This is a genomic window from Streptomyces sp. NPDC029836 (assembly GCF_055574495.1).
This window is the reverse complement of the sequence record NZ_JBVHZI010000008.1, coordinates 230575-247962: the sequence shown is the minus strand read 5'-3', so window position 1 is coordinate 247962 and position 17388 is coordinate 230575. Positions and strand designations below refer to the sequence as shown.

Here is a 17388-nt window from a genome sequence, read left to right as displayed (position 1 = left end):
GGACGTCATCGTCCCCGGGGCCCCGCGTCTTCCCGTGATCCCCGTCAGTCACCCGGGAAGTGACAGGCCACCTCCCGCGAGGCGGCGGGCCGCAGCAACGGCCGCTCGGTACGGCACAGTTCCCGCGCCTTGGGGCAGCGCGGGTGGAAGGTGCAGCCCGGCGGCGGGGCGGCGGGGCTCGGCGGGTCGCCGAGCAGCACGATCCGCTCGCGCCGCCGCTCCGCCGCCGGGTCGGGCAACGGCACGGCGGACAACAGGGCTCGGGTGTACGGGTGTTGGGGGTCTTCGTACAGCGACTTCTTGTCACCGATCTCGACGATCCGGCCGAGGTACATGACGGCGACCCGGTCGCTGACCCGTTTGACCACGGACAGGTCGTGCGCGATGAACACGTAGGCCAGGCCCAGTTCGGTGCGCAGTCGCTCCATCAGGTTGACGATCTGCGCCTGTACGGAGACGTCGAGGGCGGAGACCGGCTCGTCCGCGATGAGCAGGCGCGGGCTGGTGGCCAACGAGCGCGCGATGCCGATCCGTTGGGCCTGACCACCGGAGAACTCGTGCGGGTAGCGGTCGATGTGTTCGGGGATGAGCCCGACCAGCTCCATCAGTTCGGCCGCCCGGCGGCGGGCGTCCGCCGCGCCGCGACCCTGCACCAGCAAGGGATCGGAGATGATCCTGGCCACGGTCTGGCGGGGGTTGAGGGAGGAGTGCGGGTCCTGGAACACCATCTGGATGTTCCTGCGGACCGGCCGCAGGGCGCCCTGGGACAGCCGGCTGATGTCGCGACCCTCGAAGGTGACGGTGCCGGAGGTGGGTTCGAGCAGCCGGACCAGCATCCGGCCGGTGGTGGACTTCCCGCAGCCCGACTCCCCGACGAGGCCCAGCGTGCCACCGGCCTCCAGGTCGAAGGAGACTCCGTCGACGGCCCGTACGGGCGCCCCGCGCCGGCCGGTCACCGACCGTTTGCCGGGGAAGGTCATCGTCAGGTCGCGTACGGACAGCAGCGGGCCCGTCGATCCGGTGGCGCGCGGCGCGGGGTCGGGGCTCATCGGACGACCTCCGGGACGGCGGCGGGGCCGCTGTGGTGGCAGGCGCTCGCCCGCGCCGGGCCGGCGTACGGGCCGAGTTCGGGGCGGCGCGTCGCGCACAGGGCGCGTTCGGTGTCGGTGCCGGCGGCGGCCCGCGGGCAGCGCGGGGCGAACGCGCAGCCCGGGGTCCGCAGCAGCAGGGAGGGCGGGGAGCCGGGGATGGCGCGCAGGGGCGCGTCGTCGGCGTCGTCGAGGCGGGGCAGCGAGTCGAGGAGCCCGCGCGTGTAGGGGTGGGCCGGGTCGGCGAACAGGGCGTCGACCGGCGCCTGTTCGACGGCCCGACCGCCGTACATGACCAGTACCTCGTGGGCGACCCGGGCGACGACGCCCAGGTCATGGGTGATCATCACGACGCCGAGGCCGTGTTCCTGCTGGAGCCGGGCGATCAGCTCCAGGATCTGGGCCTGCACGGTGACGTCGAGGGCGGTCGTCGGCTCGTCGGCGATCAGCAGTTCGGGTTCGCAGGCCAACGCCATCGCGATCATCGCGCGCTGCCGCATGCCGCCGGAGAACTGGTGCGGGTACTCCCCCGCCCGGCGGGCGGGTTCGGGGATGCCGACCTCGCCGAGCATGTCGACGGCCCGTTTGCGGGCGGCGGCGCGGCCCGCCCGGAAGTGCACCCGGAAGTGCTCGGCGATCTGCTCGCCGACCGTGTAGTAGGGGTGCAGGCTGGACAGCGGGTCCTGGAAGATCATGGCGATGCGGCGCCCGCGCAGCTTCGACAGCCGTTTCTCCGGCAGGCCCGTCAGCTCCTGCCCGGCCAGCGCGATGGAGCCGGTGACCTCGGCGCCCCGGTGCAGGCCCATGACGGCGAGGGAGGTGACGGACTTCCCGGAACCGGACTCGCCGACGATGCCGAGGGTGCGCCCGGCCTCGACGGTGAAGCCGAGCGAGTCGACGGCCCGTATGGTGCCGCGCGGGGTGGTGAACGTGACGCTGAGGTCGCGCACTTCGAGGAGCGCAGCGGCGGTCATCAGTACCTCACCCTCGGATCGATGACGGCGTACAGGAGGTCGACGGCGAGGTTGGCGACGACGATGAAGAAGGCGGCGAGCAGGGTGACGCCGAGGACGACCGGCTGGTCGGAGCTGACCAGCGCGCCGTAGAACAGCCGCCCGATGCCGGGCAGTCCGAAGATGGATTCGGTGATCACGGCGCCTGCGAGGAGGCCGCCGAGGTCCATGCCGAAGAGGGTCAGGATCGGGGTCATGCCGGCGCGCAGCCCGTGTTTGACGACGACGGTCCGTTCGGGCATGCCCTTGGCGCGGGCGGTGCGGATGTACGGCTCGGCCATCGCCTCGATCATCGAGCCGCGGCTCTGGCGGGCGTACATCGCGGCGTAGAGGAGGGCGAGGGCCGTCCAGGGCAGCAGCAGGTTGGACGCCCAGCCGAGCGGGTCGTCGGTGAGGGCCCGGTAGGTGGGGTAGGGCAGGAGTCCGCCGATGCGGATGACTCCGTAGATGAGCAGGACGGAGGTGAAGTAGACGGGCAGGGAGGCGGCGGCGACGGCGCCGACCATCAGGGCCTTGTCGGTCGCCGTGTCCTTGCGCAGGGCGGCGGTGACGCCGGCGCCGAGGCCGAGGACGAGCCACAGCACGGCGGCGCCGAGGGCGAGGGAGGCGGAGACGGGGAGCCGGTCCATGAGGAGGTCCCACACGGGCAGCGAGCTCTCGTACGAGTAGCCGAGGCAGGGGAAGTCGCAGGCGACGGCGTACTGGCCGGTGCCGAGAGTGCGGCCGGTGAAGATCCCGGTGAGGAAGTCGGCGAACTGCTTCCACAGGGGCTGGTCGAGGCCCAGGTGGACGCGTACGTCGGCCAGCCGCTCGGCGCTGCACGTCTTGCCGCAGGCCGCGGCGGCCGGGTCGGAGGGCAGCACGTAGAAGATGAGGAAGGTGACGGCGGCGATGGCGAGCAGGACACCGGTCAGCGCGAGCAGCCGGCGGGCGAGGTAGAGGATCACGTGCGGCCGCCCCTCGGGTCGAGGATGTCGCGCAGGGCGTCTCCGAGCAGGGTGAAGGCGAGCACCGCGAGGAAGAGGAAGACGCTGGGGATGACGAAGTACATGGGGTCGGTCTCGTAGAAGGCGACGGACTCGGCGATCATCTGGCCCCAGGACGGGGTCGGCGGGCGCACGCCCACGCCGAGGTAGCTGAGCGCCGCCTCGGTGCTGATCATGCCGGGGATGAGCAGGGTGGTGTAGGCGATGACGGGGCCGGCGACACCGGGGAGGATGTCGCGGGTCAGGATCCGCCAGGAGCTCGCGCCGCCGACGCGGGCGGCGTCGACGTACTCGCGGTGCTTGAGGGAGAGGGTCTGGCCGCGGACGACGCGGGCGATGCCGGGCCAGCCGAAGACGCCGATGACGGCGGTCATGAGGACGATCCGGTTGACGTCCTTCGCGACGGACAGCAGCGCGATCATGAAGATCAGGGACGGGAAGGACATCGTCAGGTCCATGAGGCGGGACAGGACGGCGTCGGTGCGGCCGCCGAAGTAGCCGGCGGCGATGCCCGCGGCGGTTCCGGTGACGACGACGATCGCGGTGGCGGCGAAGGCTATGAGGAGGGAGACCTGGGCGCCGTGGACGACGCGGGCGAACAGGTCGCGGCCGGTGACGGGTTCGACGCCGAGCCAGTGCTCGGGGCTGATCCCGCCGAAGGAGCCCAGCGGCAGTCCGCCGAGGTAGGGGTCGACGGCGGCCTTGTCGAACTCCTCGGGCGACCAGCCGCCGAGCGCGGCCAGCCAGGGCGCGGTGACGGCCATCAGGACGAAGAGCAGGACGACGCAGAGGCTGACGCGGACGGCGGGACGACGGCGCAGTTCCCGCCGGGCGAGCTGCCAGGGGCTGCTGCCCGCGGGGACGTCCCGAGCCGGGGCGGCGGCCTCGGCCGGGGCGGCGCCGTGGGACGGGGCGGCGTCCGGGGCGGGGGCGCCGTCCTGGCCGGCGGGTCCCCGGCCGGCGGCGCCCGGTGTGGTGGTGGTCATGGTGTCGGAGGCCTCCGGGCCCTCAGCCCTGGCTCTTCGACGGGTCCTTGAGGCCGACGGTGGCGTAGTCGATGGTGCCGGTCCACACCGGGTGGCCGTAGGCGCCGGCGATGTTCGGGCCGACGAGGAGCGGCTTGCGCTCCAGCAGGACCGGGACGGCCGGGGACTTCTTCATGATCTCGGCGTCGAGGTCGATCCAGGCCTGGTTGGCCTGCTTGGCGTCGGCCATGGCGTTGATCTCGTCGATCCGCTTGATGGTGGCCTCGTCGCGGAACTGGCTGTTGTTGCCCTGGTTGCCCTTGTCCTTGATGGTGCGTCCGTCGAAGACGAAGGGGATCCAGGTGGAGCCGGAGGGGTAGTCGGGGCACCAGCCGCTGAGGGACATGTCGGGGGTGGTGGAGAGGTCACCGATGACGTCGTAGTAGGCGCCCGGGTCGATGGTGTCGATGACGACCTCGATGCCGGCGCGGGACAGGCCCTGCTGGATGGCCTCCGCCTTGCCCTTGTCGCCGGTGGAGACGGCGAGGGAGACCTTCAGGCTCTCCTTGCCGGCGGCCTTCAGGAGTTCCTTGGCCCGGGCCGGGTCGCCCGCGGCGGGGATCTTCAGGGTGTCGGCCTGCTTGCCGCCGGAGAGAGCCGGGGGCAGGTAGGCGGTGGCGACCTCGTTGAGGGCCGGGCCGCCGCCCGCGGTGACGACGGCCTCCTTGTCGACGGCGTACTGCAGGGCCTCGCGGACCTTCGGGTCGTCGAACGGGGCGCGCGAGTTGTTCAGGTGGAGCATCTCGGTGCACCCCTGGGACTCGGCGAGCAGCCGCGCCTTGACGTCGGGCTTGGGCAGCACCTTGGGTGCGCTCTCGGGGCGCATGTCGGAGTACTGGACGGCGGAGGCGTCGGCCCCCTCACCCGCGATGATGCGGTCGTCGATCTGGCCGCCCTTGAGTCCCATGACCACGACGAACCTGTCGGGGTAGGCCTTGCGGACGGTGTCCGTCTTGGGGTCCCAGTGCTCGTTGCGGACGAGGACGAGCTTCTTGTCCCGGTCGTACGTGTCGATCCGGTACGGGCCGGAGGAGGACGGGCGGGCGTCGTACTGGGTGCCCTTCTCCTGGGACTGCGGGACCGGGGCGAAGGTGGGCAGCGTGGCGGTCGCGGAGAACTCCGCGACGGGGCGCTTGAGTTCGAAGACGATCGTGCGGTCGTCCGGGGTCTTCACCGAGTCGAGGTGCTTGCCCTGGAGGGGGCCCTTGTAGCCCTCGGTGCCGGCCAGGTACTGGGCGGCGTAGTCGGGGCCGCCGGTGAGGTCGGGGGCGAAGGAGCGCTCGACGTTGTACTTGATGTCCTGGGCCTTGATCGGCGAGCCGTCCTCGTACTTGACGCCTTCCTTGAGGGTGAAGGTCCAGGTGCGGCCGCCGTTGGACGGGGTGCCGAGGTCGGTGGCGAGGTCGGGGACCAGCTCGCTGCCCGCCTTGCCGGGCTCGGCCTTGAAGGTGACGAGCGTGCGGTAGAGGAGGCGGGTGCCGAAGTCCATGGCCGGCATGACCCAGTTGCGGGCGGGGTCCAGGTGGGCGAAGTCCTGGTTGGACAGGACGGTCAGGGTGCCGCCCTTGACGGGGGCGCCGCCCAGGGTCTTGCCGTCGTTGGCGGCGGCGGGGTTCGCGGCGGAGGGTGCGGCGCCGGCGCCCTTCTTGGGGTCGGAGCAGCCCGAGGCACCGAGTGCGAGAGCGGCCACCACGGTGGTGGCGAGGGCGAGTTGGGTGCGCTTGGTCATGGGTCACTCCAGTGAAGGGCCGCGCTTTAGGATGTGACCGGTAACATAGTAATGTGAAATTGTACTGACAAGGGGTCTGCCGCCCTGTTATCCAGCCGTGTCCAAATCCGCTCCCTGGGGCGGGAGTTGCGGGCTCGGCGGCTACGCGGCGCCCGACATGCGGCGCCAGACGGCGTGTTCCATGCCGGCGGGCTCGTGGCCGAGGAGCGCGGCGGCCTCCTCGTAGGCGGTGCGCAGTTGCTCGTACGGGAGGTTCGGGACGCCGGCATGCGCGGCGAAGGTCCGCAGGTGCACGTCCACGGCGACCTGGGAGCGGCCCACCAGGTTGCCGAGGTAGTCGACGGTCTTGGGCCCGACGCCCTTCACTCCGCGCAGGGCGGCGCGGTGGTCACGGTGGTCGAGCCAGTCGTGGAGGTCCTGGCGGGTGTCCACGCCCCGCGCGAACAGCAGGTCCGTTAGGGCGTGGGCGGTGGCCACGCGGCGGGGGCTGTTGAAGTTCATGGCGGCGGCGAGGTCATGACCGGCCAGCCGGGCCCGGAAGCCGCGGACGGTCGCCGCGTCGGGCCAGTCCGCCCGCAACCGGAGCAGCCGGGGCAGGACGGTCGAGCCGTACTTGCGGCGGGCGTGGAAGCTCGCGTCGCAGATGACGGCCCCCATATGTGTCCAGCCGCCGGGCGCGGCGAAAGGGCCGTCGCCGAGGGTGTCCTGGACGTGGGTGGCGAGCAGTCGAGCGGCGGCGGGAGCGGTCATGGGGCCCATGATGCCGTCCGGTCCGGCCGCCCGGTGGGGAAGCGCGGAACCGGTCGCGGCGACCCGTCGGTGGCGGCCCGGCGGGGAGGTCCCCGCCGGGGCGCCGCCCCGCCCGGGCGGGGCGGGACCGCGGGTCGTCAGGCCGAGCCCGGGAGGCCGGAGCCGAGGCCGCCCGGGGTGCGGCCGACCGGTTCGTCGCGGCCCTGGGCCCAGAGGGAGCGGACGTGACCGAGGTGGCGTTGCATGCACTCCATGGCCGCTTCGGCGTCGCCCGTGAGCATCAGGTCGAGCAGTTCGATGTGCTCCTCGGCGGAGGAGACCAGTTTGCCCGCCTCGTCGAGGCCGGTCAGGCCGTACAGTCGGGAGCGCTTGCGCAGGTCGCCGACGGTTTCCACCAGCCGGTCGTTGCCGGCGAGGGCCAGCAGGCCGAGGTGGAAGCGCCGGTCGGCTTCCAGGTAGCCGATGAGGTTGTGCTCCCGCGCGTTGGTGACGATCTCCTCGGCGACGGGCCGCAGGGCCTGCAACTGATCGGCCGTGGCGATCTTCGTGATCCGGCCGATGGTCGGGACCTCGATCATCGTGCGCAGTTCGGTGTACTGGTCCAGATCGCGTTCGCTGACCTCGGTGATCCGGAAGCCCTTGTTGCGGACCGGCTCGACCAGGCCCTCGCGGGCCAGGTCCAGCATCGCCTCGCGGACGGGGGTGGCGGAGACGCCGAGTTCGGCGGCGAGGCCGGGGGCCGAGTAGACGCTGCCGGGGCGCAGCTCACCCGCTATCAGGGCCGCTCGGAGCGCGTGGCCGACCTGGTCCCGGAGCCTTTCCTGGGCCTTGATGAGACTGTGCTGCTTCAGGTCACCCATTGCATGTCCTCCGAAACCCCCGACACCATCACCACCACCGACGGGCAGAGGCACAGCGTACAATGTCACGTTTCGCCGCTCGCTCCGCCGGCGGCCTCGAACAACGCGACCGCCACGGCAAGATCCTCCCAGGCCATGCCCACGCTCTTGAAGAGCTGTGGACAACCCGCCCTCCCCCCGACCGCGATCCGTCCCGTGACCAGGTCAGCGAGGGTGCCGCTGATATGACCGGGTCCGATCGCCCCCTCCGCCTCCGGCACCAGCAGATCTCCCGCCTCGCGCAGGGCCGCCGCACGCGACTCCACGTACACGGCCGCCCGCCGTACGAGCGCGGTGTCGGTCTCGCGGGCGTCCGGCTCGTGCGAGCCGACGGCGACGACCACCGCGTCCGGCGACACCAGCCGTCCGTCGAAGAGGGGTTCGCGGGCCGTGGTGCAGCACAGCACCAGGTCCGCGCCCGCCACGTCCCCGGGCAGACCGGTACGGGCCGGCACGCCGAGGGCGTCGGCGTGCGCCACCAGGCGCGCGGCCCGCGCCGGGTCCCGGGCGACGACCACCAGATCGGACAACTCCCGCACCCCGAGCACCGCTTCGAGGTGGCCGTACGCCTGCGGTCCCGAGCCGAAGAGGACCAGCCGCAGCGGCCGCCCCGACGGGGCGAGGTGCCGCAGGGCCAGCGCGGAGACGGCCGGGGTGCGCAGGGTGGTGAGGGCCGCGCCGTCGAGGAGGGCGAGCGGGCGCAGGGTGGGCCCGTCCAGCAGCAGGTAGCTGCCGGTGATGCGGGGCAGACCCCGGGCGGGATTGCCCGGCGCGACTCCGGCGATCTTCACCCCCGCGTACGGCCCGGAAGCGGCCGGCATCAGGAGCAGCTCCCCGCCGGGTACGGCGACGGCGGTGCGCCCGGGGCAGGTTTCCGGGTCGAGGCCCCCGAGCAGCACCGCGGCCAGGGCGTCGGCCGCCCGGGCGGGGGTGATGAGCCGGGCCATCTCCTCGGCCCCGAGCCGCAGGAGGGCGGGCGGGGCGGACCCGACCGGCTCCGGCCCCGGTCGCGCCGGCTCGGGCCGGCCGGCGTCCCCGGGCGCGCCGGGCTCGAAGCCCCCGCTCACAGGGTGAATCCCGCGCCGAGGGCGTCGTACGGGTCGATGGTGAAGGTGTGCTCGCCGGTGCGGTACGCCGTGCCGGTGACCTCGGTGACGCCGCCGTCCAGGACGCGCCCGGTGAACACGGAGCCGACGATCGACTCGTGCAGCAGGTCCTGCCCGGGGCCGAGCCGGCCGTCCTCCGCGAGCAGCGCGAGCCGGGCCGAGGTGCCGGAGCCGCAGGGCGAGCGGTCGATCTGCCCGTCGGCGAAGACGGTGACGTTGCGCTGGTGCGGGCCGAACGGGGTGTCGGGCAGCTCCTCGTGCAGGATCACCCCGTACACCCCGGACAGCAGGGGCCCGTCGGGGTGCCAGGTGGCGGGGTGCGTGGCCAGGGCCGCCCGGATCTCCCGCCCGGCCCGGGTGAGCGCGGGCAGGGCGGCGCGGGTGACCTCCAGCCCGAGGTCCCGGGCGCGGACCGAGGCGTAGCAGGCCCCGGCGTGGGCGATGTCCACCTCGGCGATGCCGAGGGTGGTGGCGACGGGAACCTTGCGGGCGCCCACCCGGGCGGGGACGTTGCGGAAGGTGATGCCGGTGGTGCGGCCGTCGGCGCGGTGGACGGTGGCGCGGACCCGGCCGGAGGGCGCGTCGACGCGGACCTCGACGTCGCCGTCGGCCGGGGCCGGGACCCGGCCGGTGTCCACGGCCCAGGCTCCGAGGGCCATCGTGCCGTGGCCGCAGGCGGTGGAGTAGCCGTCCTTGTGCCAGAACAGCACCCCGAAATGGGCGCCGTCGTCGTCCGGGGGCACGACGAACCCCCCGTACATGCCGGCGTGTCCGCGCGGCTCGCGCACGAGCAGCCGGCGTACCTCGTCCAGAGGGCCGGGGCGCGGCGCGGTCCCGGAGCCGCCGGGTCCGATGGCGGTGGCGCAGCGCTCGGCGACGGTGTCGCCGGGCACGGGGGCGCCACCGGGGTCCGAGGTGTCGACGATCCGGAAGGGTTCGCCGGCGGCGTGGTAGTCGGTGGTCCGTACGGATCTCACAGCAGGAACCCTCCGGGGAAGGGGTCGGACGGGTCCAGGAAGTACTGGGCGGTGCCGGTGATCCAAGCCCGGCCGGTGATCGTGGGGATGACGGCGGGGACGCCGGCGACGCTGGTCCGCGCGGTCAGTCGGCCGGTGAACTCGGTGCCGATGAAGGACTCGTTGACGAAGTCGGTGTCGAGCGGCAGCAAGCCGCGGGCGTGCAGTTGGGCCATGCGCGCGCTGGTTCCGGTGCCGCAGGGCGAGCGGTCGAACCAGCCGGGGTGGATGGCCATGGCGTGGCGGGAGCGGCGGGCGTCGGAGCCGGGGGCGGCGAGGTAGACGTGCTTGAGGCCGGCGATCGCCGGGTCCTCGGGGTGGACGGGCCGCTCGGGCGAGGCGTTGACGGCGTCCATGACGGCGAGGCCCGCGGCGAGCAGGTCGTCCTTGCGGGCCCGGTCGAAGGGCAGCCCGAGGGAGTCGAGTTCGACGAAGGCGTAGAAGTTGCCGCCGTAGGCGAGGTCGTAGGTGACCGTACCGAAGCCGGGGACCTCGGCCTTCAGGTCGAGGCCGACGCTGAAGGAGGGCACGTTGGTGAGGGTGACGGCGCCGGCCGCGCCGTCCTCGACGCGGACGTCCACGCGGACCAGGCCGGCCGGGGTGTCGAGCCGGACGGTGGTGACCGGTTCGACCACCGGGACCATGCCGGTCTCGACCAGGACGGTGGCCACCCCGATGGTGCCGTGGCCGCACATGGGCAGCAGGCCCGACACCTCGATGTAGAGGACGCCGAAGTCGGCGTCGGGCCGGGTCGGCGGTTGCAGGATCGCGCCGCTCATCGCCGCGTGGCCGCGCGGCTCGTACATCAGCAGGGTGCGGACCTGATCCGTGTGCGCCATGAAGTGGAGCCGTTTCTCGGCCATGGTGGCGCCGGGGATCACCCCGACCCCCCCGGTGATGACCCGGGTCGGCATCCCCTCGGTGTGCGAGTCCACCGCGTGGTAGACGTGGCGCGTGCGCATGGGTTCCCCTGGGGGCTGGGCCCGCCCGTCCGGGCGGGCGGGCAGGGCGGTGGCTGAGGTGGGGCGGGTGCGAAGCGGGCGCGGGTGCTAGGAAAGGCCTTCCGCGAGCGCCTTCTCGGTGGCGGCGCGGACGGCGGCCTCGATCTCGCCGGTGAGCGGGAGGCGGGGCGGGCGGGTGGCACCGCCGGGGCGGCCGGCCAGGTCCATGGAGAGCTTGATGGCCTGGACGAACTCGGTTTTGGAGTCCCAACGCAGCAGGGAGTGCAGGGACTTGTAGAGGGGGAGCGCGGTGGTGAGGTCGCCGGCGACGGCGGCCCGGTAGAGCGTGGAGCAGGCGGCCGGCAGGGCGTTGGGGTATCCGGCGATCCAGCCGACGGCCCCGGCGAGGGCGAGTTCGAGGAGTACGTCGTCGGCGCCGATGAGCAGGTCGAGGCCCGGGGCGAGTTCGGCGATCTCGTAGGCGCGCCGTACGTCCCCGCTGAACTCCTTGACGGCGACGACGGAGCCGTCCGCGTGCAGTCGGGCGAGGAGGGCCGGGACGAGGTCCACCTTGGTGTCGATGGGGTTGTTGTACGCGACGACGGGCAGGCCGGCGCGGGCCACCTCGGCGTAGTGGGCGCGTACGGCGGCCTCGTCGGCGCGGTAGGCGTTGGGGGGCAGGAGCAGGACGGAGCCCGCGCCGGCCTCGGCGGCCTGGTCGGCCCAGCGTCGGGCCTCGGCACTGCCGTAGGCGGCGACGCCGGGCATGACGCGGCTGCCGTCGCCGGCGGCCTCGACGGCGGTGCGTACGACGCGGGCGCGTTCCTCGTCGGTGAGGGTCTGGTACTCCCCGAGGGAGCCGTTGGGGACCACGCCGTCGCAGCCGTTGGCGATCAGCCACTGGACGTGTTCGGCGTAGGCGTCGTAGTCGACGCCGAGGTCCTCGCGCAGGGGCAGGGTGGTGGCCACCATGATTCCGTGCCAGGGGCGGGTGCGGGTGTCGGTGCGGGGCGCGGGGGTGGGCGCGTGGTTCATGAGGTGACTCCCTAGTGTGGTGTGTGACATTTTACTAGTGGGTGTGACGTGGCCACAAGGGGCCGGCGGGGCCGGGTCCGGGCGGTGGCCTCAGGGACCGTCGGCCGTGGGCCGCGCCCCGGAAGTCGGCTCGCCCGAGGAGCCGTTGGCCACGGCCCCGGCGGGCTCACGCGCCGGTAGCGCGGCCAGTTGGCCGAGCGGCACCGGGCAGGACAGCGGTCGGCGGTCGGGAGCCGGCACCTCGCCCGCCAGGGCGGCCACGGCCGGACCGCACATCCGGCCCTGGCACCAGCCCATGCCGGCCCGGGTGAGGAGCTTGACCGTACGGGCGTCCCGCGCGCCGAGCTCGCCGACCGCCTCGCGGATCCGGCCCGCCGGGACCTCCTCGCAGCGGCACACGTCGGTTCCGTCGTCCAGCCAGTCGGTCCAGCCCGGACCGGGTCGGTGGGCGGCCGCCATCGCCCCGGCGAAGGCCCGCAGTCGGGCGCGGCGGCGGGCGAGTACGGCCGGAGCGGGCCGGCCGGCGATCGCGTGGGCGGCGATTTCCCCCTCGGTCAGGGCGAGTTCGGCGCCGCCGATGCCGCCGGTCTCGCCGGCGGACCAGATCCCGGGGACGGACGTGCGCTGCTCCTCGTCCAGGTCGAGGGCGACGGTGCCGTCCGGGGAGCGGAGGGTGGCGCAGCCGAGGCCGGTCGCCAGTTCCAGTTGGGGCACCAGCCCGTGGCCGACGGCGACGGCGTCACAGGGGATTCGGTGCGAGGTGCCGGGCAGCGGGCGCCAGTCGCGGTCCAGGCGTGCGACGGTGACGGCCTCGACCCGGTCGCTCCCGTGCGCCTCGGTCACGGCGTGTCGGGTGCGCAACCGGACACGGTGGCGCAGCAGGGCGCCGCCGTACGTGGCGCCTTCGGCGAGTTTGCCGGGGTTGCGCAGCAGGGCGCCGGTGTGGGCGGCGTACGCGGTGTACGCGCCGGCCTCGATGACCGCGGGCACGGTGGCTCCGGCCGCGGCGAGGGAGCCGGCCACCGCCAGCAGCAGGGGCCCGCTCCCGGCGACGACGATGCGTCGGCCGGGCAGGACGAGCCCGCCCTTGAGCATGGCTTGGGCCCCGCCGGCGCCGATGACCCCGGGCAGGATCCAGCCGGGGAAGGGCAGTTGGCGCTCGTGGGCGCCGGTGGCCAGGAGCACGGCCCGGGCGTGGACGACCGCCGGCTCCTCCCCCGGGCCGGCCACCGCGTGCAGGGTCCAGGCCCCGGCGTCCGGGACCACCGTCCAGACGTGGTGGAAGGAGAGGTACGCGACGCGGCCGGCCGACTCGTGGGCGCGCAGGCCCGCTTCGCGGCCGGCGAAGGCGCGCCAGCCGTGGTGCAGGGCCTGGGGACGGGCGGCTCCGAGGCCGGGGGCGGGGTGGCGGTAGAACTGGCCGCCGGGGCGTTCGGCGGCGTCGAGGACGGTGACGCGCAGGCCGAGGTCGGCGGCCGTCACGGCGGCGGCCAGGCCGGCGGGTCCGGCGCCGACGATGGCGAGGTCGGCGGGGGCCTGGCCGGTGGGGGGCTGGGGCAGGGCCCGGTCGGGGTGTTCAGACCGCGAGGTCGGCACGGCCGGTTCCTTCCTGGGTGGTGATGCTGTCGCCCGGGCGGGCGGGGACGAGGCAGGCGCGTTGGTTCGGGCGGCCGTTGATGGTGATGAGGCAGTCGTAGCAACTGCCGATGCCGCAGAACGCGCCCCGGGGGGCGCCGGCTTCGCGGGTGGTGCGCCAGGCGAGGATGCCGGCGGACCAGAGGACGGCCGCGACGCTCTGGCCGGCCTGTGCGGTGAGCTCGCGGCCGTCGAAGCGCAGGACGTACGTCGCCGTGGGGCTGCCGCCCACCAGTGAGCGGGGGGTGCGCATCAGGGGGGCTCCTCGGGTGGGCTTGGCGCGGCGGGGGCGGGAGGGCGGGGGCGGGAGGGCGGGGCGCGGCGTGTGGGTGGGCTGCGGGGCCGGGGGCCGGGACGGGGGGGGGGGTCGCCCGGGGCGGGCATGATTTATGGCGCCCTGTGGGGGGCTGCGTTGCTGAGGGGGTTCCAGCGCCAACACATCACGTTGTGGCTTCGGGCGACCCCCCACCCCGTCCCGGCCCCCGGCCGGGTCGCAGCGCCCCTCACTTGCTTGGTTGGGGGTCATGGGAAGCGGTTCGGGCGGAAGGGGTGGGGGTTCAGGGGTGGGCGGGTGTTCGTGAGGGTGGCGGTGATGAGGGCGGCGGTGGCGGGGGCCAGGCCGATGCCGGCGCCCTCGTGGCCGCAGGCGTGGAGCAGGCCGGGGACGCGGGGGTCCGGGCCGATCGCGGGGAGGTGGTCGGGGAGGTAGGGGCGGAAGCCGTGGTAGCTGCGCAGGACGCGGACGTCGGTCAGGACCGGGAAGAGGGCCGCGGCCTGGCGGGCCAGTCGGCGCAGGGCTTCGGTGGACGGGCTCCGGTCGAAGCCGACGCGTTCGCGGGTCGCGCCGATGAGGACGGGGCCGGCCGGGGTGCCCTCCACGACGGCCGAGGACTGCAGGGCGGCGGATCCGCTGGCGACGTCGGCGATGTAGTCGGCGGCGTAGACCTTGTGCCGGACCACGCGGGGCAGGGGTTCGGTGACGAGGACGAAGCCGCGGCGGGGCAGGACCGGGAGGGTGGTTCCGGCGAGGGCGGCCACCTGGCCGCCCCAGGTGCCGGCGGCGTTGACCACCGCCGGGGTGTGCAGGGTGCGGCGGGTGGTGCGGATCCCGCGGACGGCGCCGTTCGTGAGGAGGATGTCGGTGACCTCCTCGCCCAGGTGGAGGGTGGCTCCCGAGGCGGCCAGGAGGTGGGCGGCGGCCCGGGCCGGCTGGACCTGGGCGTCCTGCGGGTAGTGGAAGCCGCCGGCGAGACCCGGAGCCAGGTGGGGTTCCAGGTCGTGCAGGGCGTCCGGGCCGATCTCGGTGGGGACGACCCCCGAGGCGCGCTGGCCGTCGGCGAAGTGGCGCAGGGCCTTCAGGGTGGTGTCGTCGGGGGCGACGACCAGGCCGCCCTTGGCCTCGTACTCCGTCTCCGGCGGGAGGACGGCGGCCAGTTCGCGCCACAGGGTGGTGGAGAGCAGGGCCAGGTCGAGTTCGGGGCCGGCCTCCTTGTCGGAGACCAGCAGGTTGCCCTCCCCGGCGCCGGTCGTGCCGCCCGCGACGGAACCGCGGTCGACGACCGCCACGGAGAGCCCGGAGCGCGCGGCGTAGTAGGCGCACGCGGCTCCGACGACGCCGGCGCCGATGATGACGACGTCCGGGGAGTGGGTCTGGGACACGGCAGTAATATGTCACATTCTTTGGAGGGTGCCTAGGATCCACGGGCCGGCCCCTCCCCCCCTTCGGATGAGGGGCCGGCCCGGGGCGGATCAGCTGCGGAGCGGGCCCTCACAGCTGTAGGGGGAGGTCCCCGCCGTCCTGTTGGTCCAGATCTCCACCGGGCCGAAGGAGCAGTTCATGTCGGCCAGGTTGGTGGAGGCCGCCCCGGCCCGGTCGAGGATGAAGTAGTCGACCGTCTCGGACATGTCCTTGAAGTTCTGGTCGTCGCTGCGCCAGTTCTTCAGGTTCGCGCTGATCCGACCCGTGCACGTGAAGCGGCGCTTGCCGGGGTCGCCGTTCTCCACGCAGTCCGGGGTGTTGTAGGTGGCGGTCGCGAACGTCGACTTCACCGACGCGAGCGCGGAGTCGCGCAGCCGGTCGTTCGGCGTGAAGGTGGTGTTCGGCACGTGCAGTTGGTCGACCTTGGCGATCTGGGCGTCCAGGAAGCGGGTGTAGTCGCGCTGGAGGTAGGTGTCCGCACCCGTCCGGTGGCGCCAGGAGTCGTACGCCGCCACGTCGTTGGCGCGCAGGTGGGTGTACATCTCGCGCAGCAGCGTGGGCTTCTCGGTCCAGAGGAACTCGAAGAAGGTCCCGGCGTAGCTGTAGAAGCGGAAGCCGTCGCCGTCGTAGGTGGCGTTCAGCAGCTGCTCGACGGTCATGCGCGGGCCGCCGTTCGCCGTGTCGGCGATGATGCTCTTGACGAGGGACTTGCGGACGGCGATGCCGTTGTCGCGGGTGGCCCCGTCGAAGAACTCGGCGGTGCCCTCGTCCATGGCGGTCGTACGGTCGCCCTCGTACCAGGGGCCTTCGCCGAAGAACCCGGGTACGGCGTAGCGGCCGTTGAGGTAGTGCGTGTACTCGTGGCGGAAGAGCTCTTCCAGGGTGAGGGAGGAGTCCTGCGGGACGCGGCGCTGGTAGGTGTAGAAGGTGGCGCCGTTCTCGATGTAGATGCCGCCGTTGTTGGTGTCGTAGCCCGTCAGGATCGGGTGGTAGTTCTCGTAGTCGGCGCGCGACCCGTACAGCACGATGTTCAGAGTGGAGTTGGGGTCACCGGCGAGCGGCTGGTCGGTGCCGAGGACGCGGTGGTACTGGGCCTTGACCTGCTTGCTCGCGTAGTACAGCTGGTCGACGGTGACCCGGTCGAGGCCGGTGCGGACCTTGATGGCGCCGTTGTCGTAGGTGTAGGTGTACGGGAAGATCTGCTTCTCGATGTCCTCCTTGCACACGCCGTACGGCTTGCAGGCGTCGTAGTAGTTGAGCCAGGAGACGAGCTTGGCCCACTGCTCGCTGCCGTTGCCGAAGTCCCGCTTGACCTGGTCCAGCATCGCGCCGAGGTCGGCGGCTATGCCGGCGCGCAGGCCGGCGATCTCGCCGAAGCGGGCGTACTCGCTGAGCGCGTCGCGCACCACCCAGGCGTTCGCGGTGCCCTTGAGGTGGGTGTGGGTCGCGAAGGTCTTGAACGCGGCGCGGTACGAGGGGTCGCCGGCCGCGGCCGCGTGGAAGGCGGCGTCCTGGTTGCCCGGGTAGACACCCAGGTAGTTGACGGAGAGCGCGGCCAGCGCGGCGCCCGCCCAGGCGGTATCGAGGTGGGTGGCCGGATGGGCCGGGTCCATCGTCGCCAGGACCTTCTTGATCAGGCCGAGTTGGTGGTGGCGCAGGCCGGGGGCGCTGGCCGCGTAGAGGGCCTCGCGCAGGGTGTTGGCGTTGGTCCGGGTGACGTCGAAGGTGCGGGCGGCGGCGCCGAAGTCGGCGATGGCCTGCCGCATGGCGTTGACCGTCGGGGCGTCGGTGACGTCGATCTCGGAACGCGCGTGGTCGTGGTAGGCGACGGCGTGCAGATAGGTGAACATCTCCTCCAGGTGGGAGGAGTTGCGGCCGTCGTGGGCCGCGGAGAGGGTCGAGATCCGGCGGGAGACCGCCTGCACGTGGGCGTCGGACATGACGGACGTCAGGCGGGCGTCCCAGGTCCATATGAGGCCCCGCAGACAGCCGTCGGCGAGGACGGCCTGGTCGCCGAGGAAGTCGGCGAACTGCTCCGGGATGAGGTTCGTGATCCCGTCGAGGGTGCAGGGGACGCCGGCCGCGACGCTCCGCGCCACGGGCGCGGCCTCGGCGGAGGCCTTGCGGCTCTTCTCGGAGCGTTCGGTGGCGGCGGCGGACACCGGCGCCGAAGCGGCCGGTGCGGCGCCGGGCACCTGACCGCCGGCTGCGGCCTTGCCGCCGGGGGCCAGGGCGGGTGCCTCGACGGGCTCCTTGGCGTTGGCGAGGCGCTCGACCTCGTCGAAGGGGTTCGGCGTGGCGGCCGCGGCCCCCGGGCCGAAGGTGCCGGGCGCGGAGGCGCCGCTCACGGCGGCGGGGGTGCCCCGCTCGGACGCCTGGGTCACGGCCTGGCCGGCGGTGGCGAGGAGGGTGACCGCCACGGCGGCGGAGAGGAGGGACGTACGCACAGCTCTGTGCTGGGACACC

The 17388-nt window shown here is 73.4% G+C and carries 15 protein-coding genes; all 15 read right to left on the bottom strand.

Going from position 1 to position 17388, the window contains the following annotated elements:
• Window positions 1–44 precede the first annotated feature (44 nt).
• Window positions 45–1049, bottom strand: a complete 1005-nt coding sequence (locus tag ACZ4XJ_RS23780) for an ABC transporter ATP-binding protein (RefSeq protein WP_468497255.1) — start codon at window positions 1047–1049, stop codon at window positions 45–47.
• Window positions 1046–2062, bottom strand: coding sequence for an ABC transporter ATP-binding protein (locus ACZ4XJ_RS23775; protein ID WP_468497254.1), 1017 nt, complete (start codon window positions 2060–2062; stop codon window positions 1046–1048). Before ACZ4XJ_RS23775 ends, ACZ4XJ_RS23780 begins: the two co-directional genes overlap by 4 nt.
• On the bottom strand, window positions 2062–3048 hold the full coding sequence (locus ACZ4XJ_RS23770; RefSeq protein ID WP_383994759.1) for an ABC transporter permease: 987 nt from the start codon (window positions 3046–3048) through the stop codon (window positions 2062–2064). Before ACZ4XJ_RS23770 ends, ACZ4XJ_RS23775 begins: the two co-directional genes overlap by 1 nt.
• Window positions 3045–4073, bottom strand: coding sequence for an ABC transporter permease (locus tag ACZ4XJ_RS23765; RefSeq protein WP_468497253.1), 1029 nt, complete (start codon window positions 4071–4073; stop codon window positions 3045–3047). The genes ACZ4XJ_RS23770 and ACZ4XJ_RS23765 overlap by 4 nt, the downstream gene beginning before the upstream one ends.
• A 22-nt stretch (window positions 4074–4095) precedes the next feature.
• The gene (locus tag ACZ4XJ_RS23760) at window positions 4096–5841 is read right to left on the bottom strand and encodes an ABC transporter substrate-binding protein (RefSeq protein ID WP_468497252.1); all 1746 of its coding nucleotides are present in this window, start codon (window positions 5839–5841) and stop codon (window positions 4096–4098) included.
• Window positions 5842–5982: 141 nt separating this feature from the next.
• Window positions 5983–6591 (bottom strand): HhH-GDP family DNA glycosylase, encoded by a 609-nt coding sequence (locus ACZ4XJ_RS23755; RefSeq protein ID WP_468497251.1) that lies wholly within the window; start codon window positions 6589–6591, stop codon window positions 5983–5985.
• Between the two features lie 137 nt (window positions 6592–6728).
• Window positions 6729–7451, bottom strand: coding sequence for a GntR family transcriptional regulator (locus ACZ4XJ_RS23750; RefSeq protein WP_362882120.1), 723 nt, complete (start codon window positions 7449–7451; stop codon window positions 6729–6731).
• Between the two features lie 65 nt (window positions 7452–7516).
• The gene (locus ACZ4XJ_RS23745; protein ID WP_468497326.1) at window positions 7517–8437 is read right to left on the bottom strand and encodes an ornithine cyclodeaminase family protein; all 921 of its coding nucleotides are present in this window, start codon (window positions 8435–8437) and stop codon (window positions 7517–7519) included.
• A 116-nt stretch (window positions 8438–8553) separates the two neighbouring features.
• Window positions 8554–9573, bottom strand: a complete 1020-nt coding sequence (locus ACZ4XJ_RS23740; RefSeq protein WP_468497250.1) for a proline racemase family protein — start codon at window positions 9571–9573, stop codon at window positions 8554–8556.
• On the bottom strand, window positions 9570–10574 hold the full coding sequence (locus ACZ4XJ_RS23735) for a proline racemase family protein (protein WP_362882114.1): 1005 nt from the start codon (window positions 10572–10574) through the stop codon (window positions 9570–9572). The genes ACZ4XJ_RS23740 and ACZ4XJ_RS23735 overlap by 4 nt, the downstream gene beginning before the upstream one ends.
• Window positions 10575–10661: 87 nt before the next feature.
• On the bottom strand, window positions 10662–11588 hold the full coding sequence (locus ACZ4XJ_RS23730; RefSeq protein WP_468497249.1) for a dihydrodipicolinate synthase family protein: 927 nt from the start codon (window positions 11586–11588) through the stop codon (window positions 10662–10664).
• Window positions 11589–11678: 90 nt separating this feature from the next.
• A complete protein-coding gene (locus ACZ4XJ_RS23725) occupies window positions 11679–13184 on the bottom strand; it encodes an FAD/NAD(P)-dependent oxidoreductase (protein WP_468497248.1) in 1506 nt (501 codons plus the stop codon).
• The gene (locus ACZ4XJ_RS23720; protein WP_383994905.1) at window positions 13165–13479 is read right to left on the bottom strand and encodes a (2Fe-2S)-binding protein; all 315 of its coding nucleotides are present in this window, start codon (window positions 13477–13479) and stop codon (window positions 13165–13167) included. The genes ACZ4XJ_RS23725 and ACZ4XJ_RS23720 overlap by 20 nt, the downstream gene beginning before the upstream one ends.
• 266 nt (window positions 13480–13745) lie before the next feature.
• Entirely contained in the window at window positions 13746–14882 is a 1137-nt protein-coding gene (locus ACZ4XJ_RS23715; RefSeq protein ID WP_468497247.1) for an NAD(P)/FAD-dependent oxidoreductase, read from the bottom strand.
• A gap of 90 nt (window positions 14883–14972) precedes the next feature.
• Window positions 14973–17387 carry a collagenase gene (locus ACZ4XJ_RS23710; protein WP_468497246.1) on the bottom strand — a complete coding sequence of 805 codons (2415 nt, stop codon included), beginning with the start codon at window positions 17385–17387 and terminating at the stop codon, window positions 14973–14975.
• Window position 17388 lies beyond the last annotated feature (1 nt).

Excerpts from the sequence above, each read along its gene's own strand:
- ACZ4XJ_RS23780 (WP_468497255.1), bottom strand. The coding sequence starts at position 1,049 with ATGAGCCCCGACCCCGCGCCGCGCGCCACCGGATCGACGGGCCCGCTG.
- ACZ4XJ_RS23775 (WP_468497254.1), bottom strand. The coding sequence starts at position 2,062 with ATGACCGCCGCTGCGCTCCTCGAAGTGCGCGACCTCAGCGTCACGTTC.
- ACZ4XJ_RS23765 (WP_468497253.1), bottom strand. The coding sequence starts at position 4,073 with ATGACCACCACCACACCGGGCGCCGCCGGCCGGGGACCCGCCGGCCAG.
- ACZ4XJ_RS23760 (WP_468497252.1), bottom strand. The coding sequence starts at position 5,841 with ATGACCAAGCGCACCCAACTCGCCCTCGCCACCACCGTGGTGGCCGCT.
- ACZ4XJ_RS23755 (WP_468497251.1), bottom strand. The coding sequence starts at position 6,591 with ATGACCGCTCCCGCCGCCGCTCGACTGCTCGCCACCCACGTCCAGGAC.
- ACZ4XJ_RS23750 (WP_362882120.1), bottom strand. The coding sequence starts at position 7,451 with ATGGGTGACCTGAAGCAGCACAGTCTCATCAAGGCCCAGGAAAGGCTC.
- ACZ4XJ_RS23745 (WP_468497326.1), bottom strand. The coding sequence starts at position 8,437 with ATGGCCCGGCTCATCACCCCCGCCCGGGCGGCCGACGCCCTGGCCGCG.
- ACZ4XJ_RS23735 (WP_362882114.1), bottom strand. The coding sequence starts at position 10,574 with ATGCGCACGCGCCACGTCTACCACGCGGTGGACTCGCACACCGAGGGG.
- ACZ4XJ_RS23730 (WP_468497249.1), bottom strand. The coding sequence starts at position 11,588 with ATGAACCACGCGCCCACCCCCGCGCCCCGCACCGACACCCGCACCCGC.